General features: G+C 71.6%; 17 protein-coding genes and 1 pseudogene. 8 read left to right on the top strand and 10 right to left on the bottom strand.

Annotated features, from left to right (window positions below):
- Positions 1-73: 73 nt before the first annotated feature.
- From SNA_RS44960 to SNA_RS08690, 3 genes are all read left to right on the top strand, one after another.
- Positions 74-2,584 (top strand): MFS transporter, encoded by a 2,511-nt coding sequence (locus tag SNA_RS44960; protein WP_052808891.1) that lies wholly within the window; start codon positions 74-76, stop codon positions 2,582-2,584.
- A 340-nt stretch (positions 2,585-2,924) separates the two neighbouring features.
- On the top strand, positions 2,925-3,773 hold the full coding sequence (locus tag SNA_RS08685; protein ID WP_241779583.1) for a hypothetical protein: 849 nt from the start codon (positions 2,925-2,927) through the stop codon (positions 3,771-3,773).
- Positions 3,774-4,327: 554 nt separating this feature from the next.
- On the top strand, positions 4,328-4,888 hold the full coding sequence (locus SNA_RS08690) for a hypothetical protein (protein WP_030072395.1): 561 nt from the start codon (positions 4,328-4,330) through the stop codon (positions 4,886-4,888).
- 41 nt (positions 4,889-4,929) lie between these two features.
- Here SNA_RS08690 and SNA_RS08695 read toward each other — a convergent pair whose 3' ends face one another.
- On the bottom strand, positions 4,930-5,142 hold the full coding sequence (locus tag SNA_RS08695; RefSeq protein ID WP_030072397.1) for a hypothetical protein: 213 nt from the start codon (positions 5,140-5,142) through the stop codon (positions 4,930-4,932).
- Between the two features lie 223 nt (positions 5,143-5,365).
- Between SNA_RS08695 and SNA_RS08700 the strand changes: the two genes are divergently transcribed.
- Positions 5,366-6,406: a DegT/DnrJ/EryC1/StrS family aminotransferase gene (locus tag SNA_RS08700; protein ID WP_078969779.1), complete on the top strand. Its 1,041-nt coding sequence runs from the start codon at positions 5,366-5,368 to the stop codon at positions 6,404-6,406.
- Positions 6,403-6,837, top strand: a complete 435-nt coding sequence (locus SNA_RS08705) for an NUDIX hydrolase (RefSeq protein WP_030072402.1) — start codon at positions 6,403-6,405, stop codon at positions 6,835-6,837. Before SNA_RS08700 ends, SNA_RS08705 begins: the two co-directional genes overlap by 4 nt.
- A gap of 220 nt (positions 6,838-7,057) precedes the next feature.
- On the opposite strand, the gene glnA is transcribed toward SNA_RS08705, so the two are convergent.
- The gene (glnA, locus tag SNA_RS08710; protein ID WP_030072404.1) at positions 7,058-8,467 is read right to left on the bottom strand and encodes a type I glutamate--ammonia ligase; all 1,410 of its coding nucleotides are present in this window, start codon (positions 8,465-8,467) and stop codon (positions 7,058-7,060) included.
- 282 nt (positions 8,468-8,749) lie between these two features.
- Between glnA and SNA_RS08715 the strand changes: the two genes are divergently transcribed.
- Positions 8,750-9,217: an RDD family protein gene (locus tag SNA_RS08715; protein WP_198535003.1), complete on the top strand. Its 468-nt coding sequence runs from the start codon at positions 8,750-8,752 to the stop codon at positions 9,215-9,217.
- Positions 9,218-9,766: 549 nt separating this feature from the next.
- Here SNA_RS08715 and SNA_RS08720 read toward each other — a convergent pair.
- From SNA_RS08720 to lipB, 4 genes are all read right to left on the bottom strand, one after another.
- The gene (locus SNA_RS08720; protein ID WP_044364205.1) at positions 9,767-10,474 is read right to left on the bottom strand and encodes a DUF4191 domain-containing protein; all 708 of its coding nucleotides are present in this window, start codon (positions 10,472-10,474) and stop codon (positions 9,767-9,769) included.
- 10 nt (positions 10,475-10,484) lie between these two features.
- On the bottom strand, positions 10,485-10,700 hold the full coding sequence (locus tag SNA_RS08725; protein WP_030069957.1) for an SCO2195 family GlnR-regulated protein: 216 nt from the start codon (positions 10,698-10,700) through the stop codon (positions 10,485-10,487).
- A gap of 210 nt (positions 10,701-10,910) precedes the next feature.
- Positions 10,911-11,861 (bottom strand): lipoyl synthase, encoded by a 951-nt coding sequence (lipA, locus tag SNA_RS08730; protein ID WP_030069959.1) that lies wholly within the window; start codon positions 11,859-11,861, stop codon positions 10,911-10,913.
- A 144-nt stretch (positions 11,862-12,005) separates the two neighbouring features.
- On the bottom strand, positions 12,006-12,821 hold the full coding sequence (gene lipB / locus SNA_RS08735; RefSeq protein WP_044364208.1) for a lipoyl(octanoyl) transferase LipB: 816 nt from the start codon (positions 12,819-12,821) through the stop codon (positions 12,006-12,008).
- A gap of 291 nt (positions 12,822-13,112) precedes the next feature.
- Between lipB and SNA_RS08740 the strand changes: the two genes are divergently transcribed.
- A complete protein-coding gene (locus SNA_RS08740; protein ID WP_044364210.1) occupies positions 13,113-14,564 on the top strand; it encodes an NsdA family TPR-like regulatory protein in 1,452 nt (483 codons plus the stop codon).
- A 13-nt stretch (positions 14,565-14,577) separates the two neighbouring features.
- On the opposite strand, the gene SNA_RS08745 is transcribed toward SNA_RS08740, so the two are convergent.
- The 3 genes from SNA_RS08745 to SNA_RS08755 form a co-directional block, all read right to left on the bottom strand.
- Positions 14,578-15,912 carry an FAD-dependent oxidoreductase gene (locus SNA_RS08745; RefSeq protein WP_030069969.1) on the bottom strand — a complete coding sequence of 445 codons (1,335 nt, stop codon included), beginning with the start codon at positions 15,910-15,912 and terminating at the stop codon, positions 14,578-14,580.
- 183 nt (positions 15,913-16,095) lie between these two features.
- The gene (locus SNA_RS08750) at positions 16,096-16,980 is read right to left on the bottom strand and encodes a TIGR01777 family oxidoreductase (protein ID WP_030069971.1); all 885 of its coding nucleotides are present in this window, start codon (positions 16,978-16,980) and stop codon (positions 16,096-16,098) included.
- A 74-nt stretch (positions 16,981-17,054) separates the two neighbouring features.
- Positions 17,055-17,573, bottom strand: coding sequence for a DUF4240 domain-containing protein (locus SNA_RS08755; protein WP_030069973.1), 519 nt, complete (start codon positions 17,571-17,573; stop codon positions 17,055-17,057).
- A 198-nt stretch (positions 17,574-17,771) separates the two neighbouring features.
- Between SNA_RS08755 and SNA_RS08760 the strand changes: the two genes are divergently transcribed.
- Complete coding sequence (locus SNA_RS08760; RefSeq protein ID WP_078969780.1) at positions 17,772-19,733, top strand: hypothetical protein; 1,962 nt, start codon at positions 17,772-17,774, stop codon at positions 19,731-19,733.
- A 156-nt stretch (positions 19,734-19,889) separates the two neighbouring features.
- Here the strand turns inward: SNA_RS08760 and SNA_RS08765 are convergent.
- Positions 19,890-20,446 (bottom strand): annotated as a pseudogene (locus SNA_RS08765) (helix-turn-helix transcriptional regulator); the annotation flags it as partial.
- Between the last annotated feature and the right edge of the window lie 16 nt (positions 20,447-20,462).

Here is a 20,462-nt window from a genome sequence, read left to right on the forward strand (position 1 = left end):
AGATTCCGTGCGTCGACTCCGGTCCTGAGGCGAATCCGGTACCGGGCCCCGCGCCGTGGATTACCTTGCCCCTGTGGACCAGTTGATCCCCTCAGACCCGACGCACATAGGCCCGTACCGCCTGATCGCCCGCCTGGGTGCCGGCGGAATGGGCCTGGTCTATCTGGGCCGTTCCGCGGCCGGGCGGACCGTCGCGGTCAAGGTCGTCCAGGACGAGCACGCACAACACCCGGAGTTCCGCAGGCGCTTCGCCCGTGAGGTGGCGGCCGCCCGGCGGGTGGGCGGCTCCTGGACGGCGGCCGTGCTCGACGCCGACACCGAGGCCGCGGTGCCCTGGGTCGCGACCCAGTACATCCCCGGGCCCGACCTGACCACCGTGGTGGCGAACGACTTCGGGCCGCTGCCCGAGAACTCCGTACGGGTACTGGCCAACCGCCTCGCCCTCGCCCTCCAGGCGGTGCACGCGGCCGGTCTGATCCACCGGGACCTCAAGCCGTCCAATGTGCTGGTGACGGTGGACGGGCCGCGCGTGATCGACTTCGGTATCGCGCGGGCCATGGACACCCTCGCCGGGGACAGCCTGCACACCCGCACCGGCATGCTGATCGGCTCACCCGGTTTCATGTCGCCCGAGCAGGTACGCGGCCTCGAACTCACCCCCGCCAGCGATGTGTTCTGCCTGGGCGCCGTCCTCGTCTACGCCGCCACCGGCCGCCTGCTCTTCGGCGCCACCGAGACCGGACTGAACGCCCACCTCTTCCGGATCGCCGAGGACGAGGCGGACCTGACCGGCGTACCGGAACCACTGCTCGACCTGGTACGCGCGTGTCTGGCCAAAGACCCGGCCGAACGGCCCACCCTCCAGCAGGTCGCCGCCCGCACGGACGCGGACGCGGACGGGGAGTGGCTGCCGGGCGCGGTGCTCGCCCAACTCGGCCGCCATGCCGCCAACTTGCTCGACTACGCCCCCGAGACGGCCGTCGGCACGCCCGCCACGACTCCCGTCACCGCTCCCGCCGATACGCCGCCGCCCCCTGCGGACCCGCGCCTCCCCTCCGGCCCACCGCGGTCGCCGTCACCACCACCGCCTGCGTACGCGCCCACGGCCCCGGACCACTTCGTCCCCCCACCGGGATTCGGACCGCCCCCGGGCATGGCCCCGCACTCCAGACGCTGGTGGGGCCTGGCCGTGGCCGCTTTCGTGCAGCTGCTCGTACTCCGCGATGCGACGTCCCTCCAGACGGCGATGCCGGTGATCATGAGGGACCTGCACCTGCCCTCCGACGGCCTGAGCGCGATAGTCACCGCCTACGAACTTGCCTGCGGCGGACTGCTGTTGCTCGGCGGCCATCTCGCCGACCTCATGGGCCGCAAACGGATGCTGATCATCGGGCTGGCCGGCTTCATGGTGGCCGCCGCGATCGGCGGGTCGGCTCCCACCGCCGGTGCCCTGGTCGTGGCCCGTGCCCTCCAGGGCGCCTTCGCGGCCCTGCTGTCACCGGCCGCACTGTCCCTGGTGACGGCCAACTTCACCGAACCGAAGGCACGCGGCAGGGCCTTCGGGATCTACGCCGCCGTAGCAGCCGGCGGCTCGGCGCTGGGCCCGCTCACCGGCAGCTGGATCCTGGAGCGACTGGACTGGCGCATCTGCCTGTACGCCGACGTCCCCCTCGCCCTGATCGCCCTGATCGGCGCGGCCACCCTGGCGTACGACCGCCCGGCCCGCACCGGCCCCCGCTTCGACGCACCGGGCCTGCTGCTCGGCTCCGCCGGACTCGCCGCCCTCATCTACGGCCTCCAGCTGACGGGCCCGCGCGGCTGGACGGACCCCCTGGCACTGGCCCTGCTCGCGGCCGGCGCCCTCCTGCTCCTGGCCTTCGTACGCTGGCAGATCACCACACCCGGCCCGCTCCTCCCCCCATACCTCACCAACGACCCCATCCGCATCGGCTCCTTCCTCACCTTGTTCCTCACGGGCGCCGGTACGCTCGCCCTCTTCCCGGCCCTGACGGTGTACCTGGAGTACGTCCGCGGCTACTCGCCGACCGGCGCCGCCACGGCCCTCCTCCCCACGGTCGCCGCGATCGTCATCGGCTCCACCCAGATCTCCGCCCGCCTCCTGCACCGCCTACCGCCCCGCCACCTGATCGTGCCGGGCCTGCTGCTCACCGCACTCGGCCTCCTGCTGCTCTCCCTCCTCGCCGCCCAGGGCCTCCCCGCCGCCCTGACCCTGCCCGGCATGCTCCTCGCCGGACTCGGCCTCGGCACGGCGGTGATGCCGCTCCTCTCCCTCGCCACGTCCGGCATCACCACCCCCCACTCCGGCGGCACCGCGGCAGCGACCAGCACGGCCACCCAGGTGGGCGGCGCACTCGGCACGGCCGTCTTCACCAGCCTCTTCGCCTCCGCCCTCGCCACCCGAAGCGCCCCACTGACCGGCTACACCGACGCCCTGTGGTGCGCGGCCGGCCTCACCCTGCTCGCCACCCTGCCCGCGACCCTCCTGCTCAAGCCCACCGCCCCGCCGATCCCCCACCCCACCGGCCACCCCCTCCCACTCCACGACCAGCGGGACACCCACTGACCCTGCACACCGACCGGCGCGGCATCACGGGCCACACCACGCAAAAAGACCGCCGGCCACGCCTTCCGGAGAGGGAAGAGCACGGCCGACGGTTCACAGGCCGCCCGGGCGAGCGGTGAACTGCTCCGGCCTGGGGGGATCTTAGATGTCGAAGAGCAGCACGAGAAGTGCTCTGACCTGCACATATGCCTCTAAAGGCTGGGCTGGCGCACGACCGGTGCACATCGTGGGCGAGGCGGAGTGCCTGGTGCGCGTCCGACGGCGTGTTTTCGGCCGATATCCAGGTGCTGACGCTTGCCAGCGGCTGAGGAAGGGATCGGCCTCGTCGTGCGTACCCGTCATGGAAGCGGTGGATCACCTGGAGGAGACGATGAATCCGTCATGGCCGCGCGGACGCCTGCGCGATGTCCTGCTGTGTGTCGGCGGAAGGGGTGACGTAAACGAGGCCGACCTCAGTGCGGCAGTCACCAGCGCGCTGCGCGAACTGGCCGCGGAGACGCTGGGCGAGCGCTCGCTCGCCGAACTGGTCACCGTTGGCGCTGAGGACCATCCCTGGGGACGAAGCCTCGGTCTTCGGCTTGCGGACTATGACGTAGAGCTGCCGGACGTGCTCTTGTACGCAGACCAGAGCGACCTTCCGCCCCAGGTGAAGGAGAGTTGCCCGACTTTGAGCCAGGAGGAGTGGGAGGCCGTACTGCTGGTCTCCAAGCTCATCTTCAGGGGTCTTCAGTCGGAGCCCGAGCCTGCGCGCGACGATGCCGGCCAACATCCGCAGGCCACCCCGAGACCGCCCCGGTCGGTAGCGAGAGAGCAGTTCTGCCAGGCGCTGGCTGCCATTTCGGAACGCGTTGATCTGCACCAGCACGAACTCACTGGGCAATTGCGGACCGCGCTCCTGAACTTCGCGTCGGAGACACCCGACAACAAGGAAGCCGCTCAGCGCATCGCGGTGCTGCACACCGGGGAGCCCCAGCAAGGGCCGCGCTTGTGCCTCAGCCGCTCGGGATTGGCCTTCTCGAAGGTAGTGCTGAGCGCCGATGGCTGTCCTGTCCCCAGCTGTGTACTGGAGGAATTCCCGGACTTGACCCAGGACGAGTGGAACGCCGTCATCCACGTCACGGGACTGACGCTCATGGCGTTCGAGGCCGAGCTGGCCCGCGACGTGGGAATAGCGACCGTGTCGCGTTGATGGTCCAGGTCCGGCAAAGGTCAGTCGGAAGTCAGCCACGGCTAACGAGCAATCGCCTCGGACGATACCGCTCTCCAGCGCATGCAGGAGCTAGGACCTCAGCGGGCGAGTCAGACGCGTATCCGATCTGCAGCCTGGACCAGATAGTGAATTCAGCTGGTCCCTGGATGCCTGTGACACAGAGGGGGCGTGACAGACGACGAGCGGTTTGCTCCACCCGGGTGGAGGCAGCCGCTCTGAGTTTCCGTCGGCTGCCGAGTTCGAGCTTTGCTGTGCTCGCGCTGGTCGGCGTCCGGTGTCCACGGTGCAGATCGTCTGACGGGGCAGCCGGTGCGGTTCCCGGGTTCTGCTGCGCCTGTCGCGAGGGTCCGCCTACGATCCGTTGCCGTGCGGATACGCCACCAGATCGTGGGGAGGGAACGGGGACGTCCGAGCTGGAGCGGACCACGGCTCGCCGGAGCGAGCTGGACGGGCTCGCCGATGAAGCTCAAATCATGCTCTGAACAGTCCAGTTCAGCGGTTCGGCGACCTCGGCCGCGGACATCATCCGCGGCATGGAAACACCCATCATCGTTGCCGTCATCTCTGCGATAGTCGCCCTCACAGCCGCTGCCGTCTCCCTTCTGTCAGCGCGCGGCAACAGCAGCCGCGAGGCCTTCGAGCTCGCGCGTCGCCTTTACGCGGACCTCACCTCAAAGGAAACCTCTGCGCACCGTAGCGCCCTTGAGTTCTACCGGCGCAAGGACCCGGTCACGCCAGCCGAGACGAAGCAGGCGATGAACGACTACTTCGCGCTCTTGTGGCAGTTTGAGCAGATCCTCGCTGGCCGCGAGTCACTCAAAGGGCAGGAGCGGCTCAACGGGACCCAGAAAGCGGTTAAATTCCTGGACCACATGATCAAGTGGCATGTCGAAGTATGGGCGAAGCGCTGGGACGAGGTCCGCGAGAAGATCCAGAAGGATCTGCCCCAGATCAACACCAAGGATCCAATCCTCGACGACCACCACTCCGTTGGGACGTTCTGCGACCTCGCCGATGCCGTCATCCCTGGCAACACAGCCGTGTGGAACCTGCGTACCAAGTTGCGTACCGATCCGGGAGGATCAGCCGCATGAGCCCCAAGGCGAAGCGCACCCTCATAGGCGCTGGCATCGTCCTAGCCGTCGTCGGCTATGCCCTGCTGCTCTGGCGCGGCCCTTGGTGGCTCGACGCTGGACACATCCGTGAGCGCGACCTCCAACCCGCAGACGGTGTCGTCATAACCGGCGTCCGCACCGCCCTCGTCGCCGGTATCGGTCTCTGGTACACGCACCGCAGTCACCGGCACGCCGAGAAGCTCTACCAGCACAGCCAAGAACAATTCGAGCATGCACGAGAGAAGGACCGTGAGCAGGCCGAGTTAACGCGCGAGGGGCAGGTAACCGACCGATACGTTGAGGCGATCAAGCTCCTGGGGTCGGACAAGCTGCCCGAGCGGCTTGTAGGCATTTACTCGCTGCAACGCATCATGGATGACAGCGAGAAAGACCACACCACGGTAGTAAACGTACTCACTGCCTACATTCGACACGCCTGCCCGGTGTCCTTTGGGGATGTCTCCGCTTCGTCGAGGAAAAAGGACATCGCCCGCCGGCATCCGGCCCGGCAACGAGGTGATCGTTCCGGCCTGGACCCTCCACGCCACCGCCTCACCCCTGTTCCAGCTCGGCGCGGTCCCGGTCCTCTGCGAGACGCGCCCGGACGGCAACATCGACCCCGGCCGGGTAGCCGAGCTGATCACCCCTCGCACCCGCGCGATCATGGTCACGCACCTGTGGGGCAAGCCCGCCGAGATGACCGACCTCACCACGCTGGCCAGGGACCGCGACCTGGACCTGCTGGAGGACGGCTCACACGCTCACGGGGCTAGTCACGGCGGCCAGAAGGTCGGCACGTTCGGCCTGGCCAGCGCCTTCTCCCTCAATGGTCCCAAGCCCCTGTCCGGAGGCGAGGGCGGCTTCGTCCTCACCGACGATGACGACACCTACTACCGGGTGCTCACGTTCGCGCACTACAACAAGCGGGCCAGGAACGAGATCCCGGAAGGCCATCCGCTCGCGCAGTACGCGGTCACCGGGGCTGGACTCAAGCTCCGCATCCATCCCCTGGCCGCCGCCCTCGCCCACGACCAGCTCTCTCGCCTGGACGCCTACCTCGCCGGCCGCGAGGAGATCGCCGCCTACCTGATCCGAGAACTCGGGCAGATACCCGGGCTGGAGGTGAGCCCGATGCCCGAGGGGGTGAAATCATCCTGGTACGCGTTGACGGCCACCTACCGGCCCGACCAGCTCTGTGGTCTGCCCCTCGACCGCTTCCACGCGGCCCTCGTCGCGGAGGGCGCGACCGAGTTCGACCGGCCCGGCTCCACCTGCCCCCTGAACCAGCTCCCGCTCTATCAGCACCCCTCCCCTCTCTTCCCCGGCTACCCGAACGCCCGCAGCCGTTACAGGGAGGGTGACTTCCCCGTCGCTGAGAAGGCGCACGCGCACACGATCAAGCTGCCGGTCTGGCACCGTGAACAGGATCTGAAGCTGGCCGAGCAGTACGTCAGCGCGGCCAGGAAGGTCAGCGAACACCACAAGGAGCTCTTGTGACCGTCACCTCAGACCTCGCCCGAACTTTGACACAGGAGGCCGAAGCCGAAGGCATCACCACCTTCGTGGCCGCAGCCGTCGTCACCGACGCCGACCTCGTCCTCCTGGTCCGCCGTAAGCCGGACGACTACATGGGCGGCCTGTGGGAGATCCCCTCCGGTCATGTGGACGCCGGAGAGAGCATCTTGGACGCGGTCCGCCGCGAGACGCTGGAGGAGACCGGCCTGACCGTTGCCTCCGTGGACCGCTACCTCGGGCACTTCGACTACGAGAACAGCCGCGGCACCACCACCCGTCAGTTCAACTTCGCCGTCACTGTCTCCGAGACCGGGCCGGTCATCCTGACCGAACACGACCTGCACCAGTGGGCCGCCCCCGGCGACCTGCCGGGCGTCACGGACGGCGTACGGGAGGTTCTGGCCTGCGCGTAAGCCACAGGAGGCCGGAAAGCCAGCGAGGGCCGCTACCCCGGATATGGGGTAGCGGCCCTCGTATCGTCTCTGACGTCAAGTCAGAGAACTGGCCAGGCGGTGCACACGCGGTGCACAAGGGGGTGGAAAACAGCTGTGACCCACGAGAACTCACGAGAAGAGTTTCCGCAGGTCACAGCTGGTTTTCCAGACTTACGCCCAGGTCGCCGGGCGCCGCCTCTTAGATGTCGAAGTACAGCTCGAACTCGTGCGGGTGCGGCCGCAGCTGGATCGGGGCGATTTCGTTGGTGCGCTTGTAGTCGATCCAGGTCTCGATCAGGTCGGAGGTGAAGACGCCGCCCTGCTGGAGGTACTCGTTGTCGGCCTCGAGGGCGTCGAGGACGGCCGGGAGGGAGGTGGGGACCTGGGGGACGCTCGCGTGCTCTTCGGGGGCGAGCTCGTAGAGGTCCTTGTCGATCGGCTCGGCGGGCTCGATCTTGTTCTTGACGCCGTCCAGACCGGCCAGCAGCAGGGCCGAGAAGGCCAGGTACGGGTTCGAGGACGGGTCCGGGGCGCGGAACTCGACGCGCTTGGCCTTCGGGTTGGAGCCCGTGATCGGGATACGCATCGCCGCGGAGCGGTTGCGCTGCGAGTAGACCAGGTTGACCGGGGCCTCGAAGCCGGGGACCAGGCGGTGGTAGGAGTTCACCGTCGGGTTGGTGAAGGCGAGCAGCGAGGGGGCGTGCTTGAGGATGCCGCCGATGTAGTAGCGGGCGGTGTCCGAGAGGCCCGCGTAGCCCTGCTCGTCGTAGAAGAGGGGGGCGCCGCCCTGCCACAGGGACTGGTGGACGTGCATGCCGGAGCCGTTGTCGCCGAAGATCGGCTTGGGCATGAAGGTGGCGGTCTTGCCGTTGCGCCAGGCGACGTTCTTCACGATGTACTTGAAGAGCATCAGGTCGTCGGCGGCGGCCAGCAGCGTGTTGAACTTGTAGTTGATCTCGGCCTGGCCGGCGGTGCCGACCTCGTGGTGCTGGCGCTCGACCTGAAGGCCGGAGGCCTCCAGCTCCAGGGAGATCTCGGCGCGCAGGTCGGCGAAGTGGTCGACCGGCGGGGCCGGGAAGTAGCCGCCCTTGTAACGGACCTTGTAGCCGCGGTTGTCCTCGATCGCGCCGGTGTTCCAGGCGCCGGCCTCGGAGTCGATGTGGTAGAAGGACTCGTTCGACTTGGTGTCGAAGCGGACGCTGTCGAAGACGTAGAACTCGGCCTCGGGGCCGAAGTACGCGGTGTCCGCGATGCCGGTGGAGGCGAGGTAGGCCTCGGCCTTCTTGGCGATGTTGCGCGGGTCGCGGCTGTACTGCTCGCCCGTGATCGGGTCGTGGATGAAGAAGTTGATGTTGACCGTCTTGTCGCGGCGGAAGGGGTCCACGCGGGCCGTCGACAGGTCGGCGCGCAGCGCCATGTCGGACTCGTGGATGGCCTGGAAGCCGCGGATCGAGGAGCCGTCGAAGGCGAGCTCCTCGGCCGGGTCGAACGCCTTCGCCGGGATCGTGAAGTGCTGCATCACCCCGGGCAGGTCGCAGAACCGGACGTCGACGAACTTGACGTCCTCGTCCGCGATGAACTTCTTGGCCTCGTCGGCGTTCTGGAACATCCAACTCCTCCTAGCCCGGTCACCGGTCGGCGGACGCGGGGTTGCCGGGGTTGCTACTCGGAGCGCGTCCAAGTGCGGTGGCGCGCTCGCCCGACCTTAGGGAGGCGGGATTTCCCGAGCATGACCCGTTTGTTTCGCCGAGGTTAACCGCGGTGCGGTCCCTTTTGCCCTCTAGTGTGAGGCAAAGAGACGGATTGCGGGACGCTCCCACGCAGGGATCCCGGCGGCGCCGTGCCCGGCCCTCCTCGTAGGGAACGTATGCGGTCGCAGTACCGTGGACGGGTGGACAACAGGCAAGCAATCGGATCGTGGATCGCCGGGCCCCGCGCGACGGCCGAGGACATGGGCGTCGACTTCGGCTACCGCGGCCGGCGGCTCGGGCTGCCGGAGGAGGGCCCCGGCTCCATCGCGCGGTTCGGCCGCCGGCTCGCCGCGCTGTGCATCGACTGGGCGCTGTGCCTGCTCATCGCGTACGGGCTGCTCAGCGGCGGCCGGGCGCAGTCGGCGAGCAACTGGGCGCTGGCGGTCTTCGCGGTGCTCAGCCTGCTGACGGTCGGCACGGTCGGCTTCACCCCGGGCAAGCGGATGCTGGGCCTGCGGGTCGTCGCCGAGGGCGGCGGCCGGCTGTCGCTGCCGCGGGTGGCCCTGCGGACGCTGCTGCTGGTGGTCGTGATCCCGGCGGTGGTCTGGGACCGGGACGGGCGGGGGCTGCACGACCGGCTGGCGCGGTCGGTCGAGGTGCGGATCTGAGGCACCTGGGGTGGGGTGTCAGAGATGCCCGGGATGTCTGAGGCGCCTGGAGTGGGGTGTCGGAGATGCCCGGGATGTCTGAGGCACCTGGGGTGTCAGAGACGCCCGGGATAGACGCCCGTGGACGCCCGGGACGTCTGAGGCCGCGCCGACCGCGGCCCCGATCGCCGAGCCGAAGCCGCCGGTCATCAGGCAGCCGCCGACCGTGCCCGGGGTAGGGGCCGACGAACGGGGCCAAGGCCGGCAGTACGGGTCCGCGGCACGCCTCCCTCCCGGCCCGGCGTTCGCGCGTGCAGCCCCCGGCCGAACCGGCCCTGCCCGCCCCGGTCTCCAGCCCTCAGCCCGGCAGGGCCCGGACGCATACGCAGCGCCCCGAACCCACCCGCAGCCCCCCGGCGTATACAACCCCCACCACATCTCCACACCACGCCCCACCAGAGCCCCCACAGCCCCGCACACGGCAGGCGGAACGCAGAACGCCCCGGAGCCAGCGGCCCGGGGCGTTCTGCGTTCCGACAAGGGAGAGCGGGTGGGGGGTGGCGGGCTCGTTCAGCGGCCCTTGCCGCCCTTGGGCATGCGCATGCCCTTGGGCATCGGCCCCTTCGGGACCGGCATGTTGCTCATCAGGTCGCCGAGCGCGCGCAGGCGGTCGTTGACGGCGGTCACCTGGGCGCCCGGCAGGACGCGGGGCAGCTTCAGGAGGGTGGTGCGCAGCTTCTTGAGCGGGACCTCGCCCTCGCCGTCGCCGACGATGATGTCGTGGACGGGGGCGTCGGCCACCGTACGCGCCATCCGCTTCTTCTCGGCGGCCAGCAGGCCGCGCAGACGGTTCGGGTTGCCCTCGCCCACCAGCACGATGCCGGCCTTGCCGACGGCGCGGTGCACCACGTCCTGGCTGCGGTTCATCGCCACCGCGGGGGTGGTCGTCCAGCCGCGGCCGACGTTGTCCAGCACGGCGGCCGCGGCCCCCGGCTGGCCTTCCATCTGGCCGAAGGCGGCCCGCTCGGCGCGCCGTCCGAAGACGATCGCCATCGCGAGGAAGGCCAGGACGAAGCCCAGAATGCCCGCGTAGATGGGGTGGCCGATCGCGAAGCCGATGGCCAGGAGGACGCCGAATACGACGATGCCCACGCCAGCGACGACAAGACCGACCTTGGAGTCGACCCGACGGGTCATCTTGTAGGTCTGGGCGATCTGCTTCAGCCGCCCGGTGTTCTCAGCGCCGGCAGCGCCGTTGGTGTTTGCCTTCCTCGCCATACAGCGCAGTTTACGTGGCCTGCGGATGCCGGGGCGTCGCGGCCTCCAGTACGTGCTGGGCCTCGCGCCGGTCCTTGGCACGGGCGCGGTCCTCCAGGACCGATGTCCACGCGTTACGGCGTGCGGTGCGCTGGCCCCCGCGCAGCAGGACGGCCTCCACGGCACGCAGGGCGCCGGTCACGGAGGGGCGGGGACGGGAGGTGGCGCGAAGCGGCGCGGCCTGCATGGTGATGGACTCCCTCGGGGAGGACGGAGAAGCGATGGCTGCGGAAGCGGTGCGTGCACCCATCGTCACGGAACGGTGTTACCAACGGATGACCTGCTGGTCAAACACCTATGAAACGTTGACGCGGCCCGCACGTCCCCGACTAGGGGCAGTGCGGGCCGCGTCCCTTCAGCATGTGCCACGATTCACAAGACGGCGCGCCGGAGCGACTCAAACCGCCTGACTGGACGCCTCGACCTCGCGCCGCTCGATGGCCTGCTGGTAGAGGCGGCCGGCGCGGTAGGAGGAGCGGACCAGCGGGCCGGACATGACGCCGGCGTAGCCGATCTCCTCGGCCTCCTCCTTGAGCTCCACGAACTCGGCCGGCTTGACCCAGCGCTCGATCGGGTGGTGGCGCACGGAGGGCCGCAGGTACTGGGTGATCGTGATCAGCTCGCAGCCCGCGTCGTGGAGGTCCTGGAGCGCCTGGCTGATCTCCTCGCGCTCCTCGCCCATGCCCAGGATCAGGTTGGACTTGGTCACCAGACCGGCCTCGCGGGCCTTGGTGATGACCTCCAGCGACCGCTCGTAGCGGAAGCCGGGGCGGATGCGCTTGAAGATGCGGGGGACCGTCTCGACGTTGTGGGCCAGCACCTCCGGGCGGGAGGAGAAGACCTCGGCCAGCTGCTCGGGGACCGCGTTGAAGTCGGGGATCAGCAGCTCGACGCCGGTCTCGGGCATCGCGGCGTGGATCTGGCGGACCGTCTCGGCATAGAGCCAGGCGCCGCCGTCCTCCAGGTCGTCGCGGGCGACGCCGGTGATCGTGGCGTACTTCAGGCCCATGGTCCGGACGGACTCGGCGACCCGGCGGGGCTCGTCGCGGTCCAGCTCCTGCGGCTTGCCGGTGTCGATCTGGCAGAAGTCGCAGCGGCGGGTGCACTGCTCACCGCCGATGAGGAACGTCGCCTCGCGGTCCTCCCAGCATTCGAAGATGTTGGGACAGCCCGCCTCCTGGCAGACCGTGTGCAGGCCCTCGCTCTTGACCAGGCTCTGCAGATGGTTGTACTCGGGACCCATTTTCGCCCGGGTCTTGATCCACTCGGGCTTGCGCTCGATGGGGGTCTGGCTGTTCCGGACCTCCAGGCGCAGCATCTTGCGTCCGTCGGGTGCGACAGCGGACACGTCCGGCTCCCTACGACTTCGTTGCTTTGGCGTCCACAAGGGTACGCCCGAAAATTCGCACGTTTTTACGTGCTGGGGTCAACCCCCTGGGACGGGGGTGCATTCCCGGTGGCCACGCGGGCCGCGGCCCGGCCGAGCCGTCCGTCACACCGCCCGGGGCAGCAGCTCGGCGCCCTGAAGGACGTCGCGCAGATGCTTCTCGACGACGGGCAGCACCTCGGCGATGGTGACCTCGCGGCCCAGCTCCCCGGCGAGCGAGGCGACACCGGCGTCCCGGATGCCGCACGGCACGATCTTGTCGAACGAGGTGTTGTCCGGGTTCACGTTCAGCGCGAAGCCGTGCATGGTGACGCCCTTGGCGACGCGGATGCCGATCGCGGCGAGCTTGCGGTCCTCGCGGCGCTGGCCGGCGTTCGAGGGGGCGTACTCGGGGCCGTTCAACCGCGGGTCGAACAGCTCGTCCGCCGTGCGCGGGTCGAAGTCCAGCTGGAGACCGCCCAGGGCCGCCCGCTGCTCCACCGGATCGCCCAGCACCCACACCCCGCTGCGCCCCTCGACCCGGCTGGTCTCCACCCCGAAGTCGGCGCACACCCGGATCAGCGCCTCTTCCAGGCGGCGCACATGGGCGACGACGTCCACCGGGCGGGGCAGCTTCTGGATCGGGTAGCCGACCAGCTGGCCGGGACCGTGCCAGGTGATCTTGCCGCCGCGGTCCACATCGATGACCGGGGTGCCGTCCAGGGGGCGCTCGTCCTGCGTGGTGCGCCGGCCCGCGGTGTACACGGGCGGGTGCTCCAGCAGCAGACAGGTGTCCGGGACCTCGTCGGCGAACCGGGCGGCGTGCACCCGGCGCTGCTCCTGCCACGCGGTCCCGTACTCCACGGCATCCGCACCGAAACCCAGATGCACAAAGCGCAGCCCCTCGGGTGCGGGGGTCTCCCCCCGAGAGATCGCAGTCACGGCAGCTCCTCTGCACTGTCGTCTCCCGCCGCATGGTGTTGCACCGGGAGAGCCCTATCGCGCCCATGCCACTGTACGACCGCCCGTGGCGCCCGCCGCGGGCGGCCGGTTACGGGCGGCCCGCTGACCATTGGTGTCCTGCTCACACGATCGGATGAACGCGGGGCACAGGCGGTCAGAAAGGCGCCGAAGGCCGTTACATTCACGCCGTCCCACAAGGGCGAGCAAGTGCCGGACAGGGTGAGCCGAGCCCGGCGGCCAGGCCCGGAAGGCAGGAGACCGGTAAAGCCGATGACGGAACGACCCCCGCACCACACGCCCAACCGCCAGCTCGCCGCGCTGATCGCCGAAGCGGGGTTCTCCAATGCAGGACTGGCCAGACGAGTCGATCAGCTCGGCATCGAGCACGGCCTCGACCTGCGCTACGACAAGACGTCGGTGACCCGCTGGCTGCGCGGCCAGCAGCCCCGGGGCACCACCCCCGCGCTGATCGCCGAGGTGTTCACCCGCCGGCTGGGGCGCCGGCTCTCCGCCCAGGACCTCGGCCTGGACGCCTGTGCGCCGGTGTACGCCGGGCTCGAATTCGCCGCCAGCCCCGCCGAGGCGGTGGACATCGTCAGCGGCCTGTGGCGCAAGGACTCCGGCAGCCATGCCGAACTGCGCAAGATCGCCTTCACCCCCGCCGGCCTCGTGGTGCCCAGCCGGGACTGGCTGATCGGCCGCGCCGACGAACGCGTGGCCCGCGGCGAGCCGGCCGGCGACGGGCGGGTGCCCGTCCAGGGCGGCCGGTCCTCGGTGCCGCGCCAGCGCCGCACCGACCGCGTCGACCGCACCCCGGGCGCCCGGGTCAGCTCCGGTGACATCGCCGCGCTGCGCTCGGTCGGCGAACTCTTCCGCGCCCTGGACCACGCCTACGGCGGCGGTCACGCCCGCCAGGCGCTGGTGCGCTATCTGGAACACGAACTCGAACCGATGCTGCGCGGCACCTACGGGGAGGCCACCGGCCGCCGCCTCTTCGCGGCCGCCGCCGATCTGACCCGGCTGGCCGGCTGGACGTCGTACGACATCGCCGCACACGGTCTGGCGCAGCGCTACTTCGTGCAGGCGCTGCGGCTGGCCCAGGCGGCCGGCGACCGGGCCTACGGGGCCTACGTCCTGGTGACGATGAGCCGGCAGGCGGTCTATCTGGGGCACGGCAGGGAGGCCGTCCAGCTCGCCCGGGTCGCCCAGCAGGGGGTCGGCAGCGGCGCGCCGCCGGCCGTCCAGGCGCTGCTGCACTGCGCCGAGGCACGCGGGCACGGCCTGATGGGCGAGGTGCGGGCGTGCACCGCCGCGCTGGTCCGCGCCGAGCGGGCGCTGGAGGCCGCCCGGCCCGGGGACGAAACCCCGTACTGGGCGCGGTTCTTCGACGAGGCTCAGCTGGCCGACGAACTGGCGCACTGCCACCGCGACCTCCAGCAGTACCGCGCGGCCTCCCAGCACGCCGAGCGCTCGCTCCAGCTGCGCCCGGCCGCCTTCGCCCGCAGCCGGCTGTTCTGCCGGGTGGTGCTGGCCAGCGCCCGGCTGGGCCTGGGCGAGCTGGAGCAGGCCTGCACGCTGGGGGCGGAGGCGGCGCTCCAGGCGTCCGAGATGCGGTCCGTGCGCGCCCTGGAGTACGTACGGGACTTCGAACGCCGCCTGGAGCCGTACCGCGATGCCGCGGCGGTGCGCGGGTACCGCGACCGGGTCGCCGCCCTGGGGTGACCCGGTCGCGCCCTCAGGCCACCGGGTGCAGGGTGTGCGGTTCGACGAGGGCCGGCAGGCCGAAGTCCCGCAGCAGGGCGCGGGCGGCCCGGCGGCCCGAGTGCAGCGCCCCCTGGAGCGTGCTGGTGTCCCGGTGGTCGCCGCACACATACAGCCCGGCCAGCACCCGCACCGGCCGCTGCGGATCGTGCGGTGCGGGCATGGCCGGTACGGCGTACGGGTCGTGGTGGGCGTGCAGCAGGCGCCAGTCGTCGGTGGCGGCGCCGTAGAGCCGCGCCAGCTGCGGGCGGACGGTCTTGTCCAGGACGGACGCCGGCAGCGAGGCGGCGGGGCCCAGCACGGTCGTGGTGATCAGCGAATGGCCGGGCGGCGTACGGGACGGGTCGATGGCCCCGGCGGCGTAGGTGTGCGCCACCGGGCCGTCGGTCGGCAGGATCAGCGCGGTGTCGCGGGACGGGGCGAGGCCGTTGCGGGGGCCCGGGGCGGTGCCCGTGGTGTGGTGCAGCACGGTCATCGGGTGGAAAGCGGGCACCCGCAGCCCCGGCAGCAGTTCGGCGGCCTCGCGGGCACCGGTCGCCACCAGGACGGCGCGACAGGACAGCGGCCCGTGCTCGGCGGTGGTGACGCCGTTGGTGGCGACGCTCACGGCGCGCACGGACGTACGGACCGTGCCCTCGGGCAGCGCGGCGGCCAGGAGTTCGGGGACGGACGCGGTGCCGCCGGCCGGCAGGCACAGCCGGCCCTCCGCGAAGTCGCGCAGCACCCGGGCGGCGCCGCGGCTGGAGCCGCGCAGCCGGGGGTCGCCGGTCAGGGCGGCGAGGAGGGGGCGCAGGAAGGCGTCCTGGGGGCGCGGGGGGAATCCGGGGATTCCTGACAGAGTGTCAACCACCGGGCGGTCGGCAGCATTTGAGGAGGTTGACGAGGTGCCGCGGTCGCCGGTGCGGTCCGTGCGGCGGTCCGTACGACGCTCGGTACGGCGCTCGCCGCGGCGGTCGGCGCGCGAGAGGGCGCGCGCCGCGCAGAGTGCGCCCCTTGTGCTCCGGGGCGAGCTGATGCGCTGCGCCCGCTGGCCGTTGTGCAGGCACAGGCCCGGTGCGAACGGCCGCAGCGCGAGCGCGCCGAGGCCGGGGGTGCGCCGCAGCTCGGCGACGGAGACCGCCAGCGGGCGGCCGCTGCGGTCCAGCCGGAAGCCGTCGATGTCGTCCGTCGTCGCCCGGCCGCCGATCCGTGGTGCGGCCTCCAGTACGGCGACCGACACTCCGGCGCCGGTCAGATGGCGGGCGGCGGCGAGCCCGGCCGGGCCGGCTCCCACGATGACGACGTCCACGGTCGATGAGGTACGCGGCACGGTGCCCTCCCGGGGGGTGTGTCCCGGCGTGGTGGCACCGTGTGGTGCCCGGTGCCGCCGTGCGGGATACCGGTGGTCTGTGCCGGGACCTTAGGGAGGGGGAGGGGGCCGGCGACAGGTCGCGTCCGGGGCGCGTCGGTGCAGGCCGTGCGGCGGCGGCCGGGCCTTGGGGCGTCGTCCCGGTTACGCGGCGCGCACGGCGTCCGCGATCCGCGGGTGGGCGAAGACGAAGCCGGAGTCCAGCAGGCGTCGGGGGATGATGCGCTGGCTGGCCAGGACATCGGTCGCGAACTCGCCCAGGGCGATGCGCAGTACGGGCGCGGGGACGGTGAACAGGGTGGGGCGGTGCAGGAGTTTGCCCATCACCGCGGTGGCCTCGCGGTTGGTGACGGGCTCGGGGGCGGTGAGGTTGACCGGTCCGGCGAGGGTTTCGGTGTCGATGAGGTGGCGCAGCGCGGCGATGTGATCGTGGCGCGAAATGAAGCTCCAGTACTGGCTGCCGTCGCCCAGCCGCCCGCCCAGGCCCAGGCGGAAGAGGGGGAAGAGCCGGCCCCAGGCGCCGCCCGAACGGGCCACGACCAGTCCGGTGCGGGCGAAGACCGTCCGGATACCGGCGTCCTGGGCCGGCTGCGCGGCCGCCTCCCAGTCGACACAGACGTCCGGCAGGAAGCCCGTACCGGCCGAGGCGGTCTCGTCCGTCCGCCGGTCGCCGGTGTCGCCGTAGTAGCCGATCGCGCTGCCGCACACCAGGACCCTGGGCGGGTCCGTCATGGCGGCGAGGGCGGCGGCGACGGCACTGGTGCCCAGGACGCGGCTGTCGCGGATCTCGCGCTTGTACGCCGCCGTCCAGCGGTGGTCGCCGACGCCCGCGCCCGCGAGGTGGACCAGCGCCTCGCAGCCCGCGAGGCCGGCCGTGTCCACCTCCTGGCGCCGGGGGTCCCAGCGCACCTCGTCGGGGGCGGCGGCCGGGCGCCGTACGAGGCGGACGACGTCGTGTCCGTCCGCCCGTAGCGAGCGCACGAGTTCCGTGCCGATGAGACCGGTTGAGCCGGTGATCGCGATGCGCATGGGCCCATACTGCCCGCCGGGGCCGGGGAGGCGGTGCACCCGGGGCTGCGTGCCCGCCCCGTCCGGTGGCGCCGCTAGGGCCGGAAACGGCCCCAGAGCCGGGGAAAGCGCTCCGCGAGGGTGTCGTCATCGTCGAAGTCGAGGTAGGTGCCGAGCGGTTCGCGCGGCGGTGCGGGCAGGCCCAGATCGGGCATGACGATGCCGGTCAGCCGCTCGTACGCCTCGTCGGCGGCATAGCCCAGCTCCTCCGCGTCGCCGTCCACCTCCTCGTCGAAGTCCGGTACGAGCTCGGCCAGATGGTCCGGATCGTGCAGCGCGCCCTCGAAGACCTCGCGGCCCTGGCCGATCAGCCAGCAGCGGAAGTAGTCGAAGGCGTCGTCGCTGGCGCCGTCCAGCATCACCGCGGCCGCGGCCCACAGGTCCCAGGCGTAGGCCCGGTTGTAGCGGGACTCGAAGTGCCGGGCGAAGTCCGTGACGGCGTCCGGGTCCAGCCCGAGCAGCCGCTCGACCAACGCGTCGGCCTGCTCCTCGGGGTCGCCCTCGGCCGCCTCGCGGGAGGTGTCGATCAGCTCCCAGAACTCCGTCTCGTCCATCACCGCTCCAGCATCGTCCCTGGCGGCGCGCCGCGCACGCGGAGTCCCCCGGATGCTGACAGGTCACGCTCCACAACGGGTGAACTGCCATGGGCCGGCTGGTCCAGTGACCGTCCCACAATTCACTCGTTGGAAGGCTTGCCGCCCCCATCCGCGGCATTTCCCCCGATACGCGAAGGGCTGTTTCAGGCCATGCCCATGGATGAACGAACCCGCGCCGACATCGAGCGGGCCGAGGCGGCCCTCGTCGAGCACTATCCACGGCTGGTACGCCTCGGCTATCTCGTCCTGCCGCCGTCGCTGGGCCGCCACCGCAGGGTCCTGGCCGCCCACGGCCTGGTCCAGCGGGCGCTGCCCCGCCCGGTCCGGCGCCGCCGCAGGCGCGGCGGGCTGCCCGCCCAGCGCGGCCCGGCCCCGTCCGGCTACGACCTGGTGCGGCTGCGCACCCTGCGGCTGGCCCTGTCGTACGAGGCGCTGCCCGCCCGGCCGCTGCCCCTCGTGCCGTACGTCTGGGGCCTGCGGCTCTTCCCCCGGGCCGGCGGCGCCGATGAACTCGCCCTGGACCGGGCGCTGTCGGCCGTTCCCGCCCCCGTACGGGCCGCCCTCGGCCTGTGGCACCTGGAGGGGCTCGACCGGGACGCGGCGCGCGCCGTCCTGGTGGCGGCCGGGGTCGAGGACCCGGATGCGGCACAGCGGGCGGCCACCGCGCTGGACCGGGCCACCGGGGCGGGCGCCGCGGCGCTGCTGAAATCGGAGGAGTTCGACCCGTGCACCGTACAGACCCGGCCGACGGACCTGCTGCGCCGCCGCCAGCACATGCGGGCGGCAGGGGCCCTGGCGGCCGCGGCGGCACTCGTCGCGGCGGTGGCCGTGGTGGCGGGCGACGGCGGCGGACCGCCCCGGCGGCAGACCGTCGCCGAGCAGGCGCTGGACCCGGCCCGGCTGCTGCGCACCCCCAACGAGCAGTGGGCCGACGCCTCCCGGGTGGACTTCACCGCCTGGCCGCCCCGCGGCCGCCAGGCCGGCGACCGGGAACTGCTGGGGCGGGCGCTGCGGGTCTGGGCGGCGCCGCCCCCCGGCACCCGGATCACCGCGTCCGCCGGGACCTCCACCAGGCCGCCCGACCAGCCGCCCCGGCTCCTGTACGCGGGGCTGATCGACAACGTCATGGTGGCGGTCTTCCACGACGGCGACCGGCTGGTGCGCTACGCCGAGCCGGAGGACGCCACCCCCACGCTGCACTTCGCACGCGTCGACAACGCGGCGGTGACGAGCGGCGGCGCGCTGGTCATCGGCCGTGGCAACGGCTGGATGCGCTATCTGCTCGCCCCCTGGATCTCCGGCATCACCACCCGCGATCTGCTCGCGCCCGACGCCCCGGAACGCGGGCTGCACATCGCCCCGGACGGCGTCACCGACCGCATCCCGACCCCGCCCGAGAGCGGCGGCGCCTGCGGTAGCTGGCCGGTGGCCCGGCTGCACACCTCGGCGCGGATCGGGCAGCCCCGCGGCTTCCTGGTGAGCGATCTGGGCGACCTGGCGCCGGTGCATCTGATGTATGGCGAGGCGGGGGCAGGGGCCGGGGCGCCTGGGAGCGAGGTGGCTGGTGGCGATGCGGCCGGTTTCGGCGGGCCCGGTTCCGGCGAGGTGGCCGGCGCGCCCGCGCTGCACAGCTGGGCCCGTACGGCCTGCTCGCTACGGGCGCTGCGGGGCGCCGGCGTACGGACCGTCAACAACTGGGCGTACGCCCGGCAGAGCCTCCCGGAGGGTGGCGGCACCGTCACCTGGGTCTGCACCCGTGCCGACACCTGGCGAGGACCGGGCCGGGTCACCGTACAGTTCCAGCCACCCGCCGCCCGGCCGACGGACCCCGGGCGGCCCGTCGGCGGGGCCCTGAACACCGCCCGTTGCGGCCGCTTCGGGCGCCCGGTGGTCGGCGACGTTCACTGGCAGGCGAAGTCCGGGAAGTGGTACCTGCTCGCGGCGGGCAGCCCCGGCGTCACCGGCCTCGACGCCACAGGCGCCGTACGGACCACCACCACGTCCCCCACCCTCGCCGTACCGGCTCCCCAGGCCGCCGCCCCGGCCGAGGTCTGGGGACGGCTGGGGGACGGGGCAAAGGTGGGGGCTGTGGGCCAGGTCGGGCCGTCGGGGGCGTGAGGGCCGGGCAGATGACGTGATGCCGCAGCGGAATCCGGACGGAGGGTGTCTGGATTCGCTGTCAGGGTCGCGGCGTACGCGGAAGTACGGCGGTGTGGCACCGCGGGGTGCCACGGGCGCCCGAGGACGAGGAGCGGCTCATGACGGGACGGACCGGAGCCCGTACGGTTCCAACTCCCGCTGTACTTCGGTGTCCTTGCGGCGGTAGCGCACCCGGATCCGGCGGTCGTCCCAGACCGCGTCGGCGAGGGCGGGCAGCAGGGCGGGGGTCTCGGGCTCCTGGTACCAGGCGGGGGCGTCGAGGTGGAAGCGCTGGGCGGCGCCCGCGGCGGCGCCCCGCAGCTCGGGCAGCAGAGCGGCGGAGACCTTGAGGCGGGCGGCGGAGGCGGCGTCCGCGAGGCCCATCTCGCGCAGCGCGGAGGGCACTCCGGAGAGGAAGAGCGCCTCCGCCTCGCTGCGGCCCAGGCCCGTCGTGGGGGTACCTCCCATGCCCTTAAGGCAATGGGGGAGGGTGCGGTACCCGCCTATCAGGCGGTAGCCGCCGGCCCGCCCGCGGTCGGCGTAGACGGGCACACCCCGGCCTCGGAGAGGGAGAGGACGTCCCGGGCGACCGTGCGCTCGGAGACCTCCAGCTCGCGCGCCAGCTCGCCGGCCGTCATCGACGGCCGCGACTGGAGCAGTAACACCATCTTGATCAGCCGTGCTGCACGCATGTTCCCATCATGCAGG

The sequence above is a fragment of the Streptomyces natalensis ATCC 27448 genome, from assembly GCF_000935125.1.
GTDB classification, from domain to species: Bacteria; Actinomycetota; Actinomycetes; order Streptomycetales; family Streptomycetaceae; genus Streptomyces; species Streptomyces natalensis.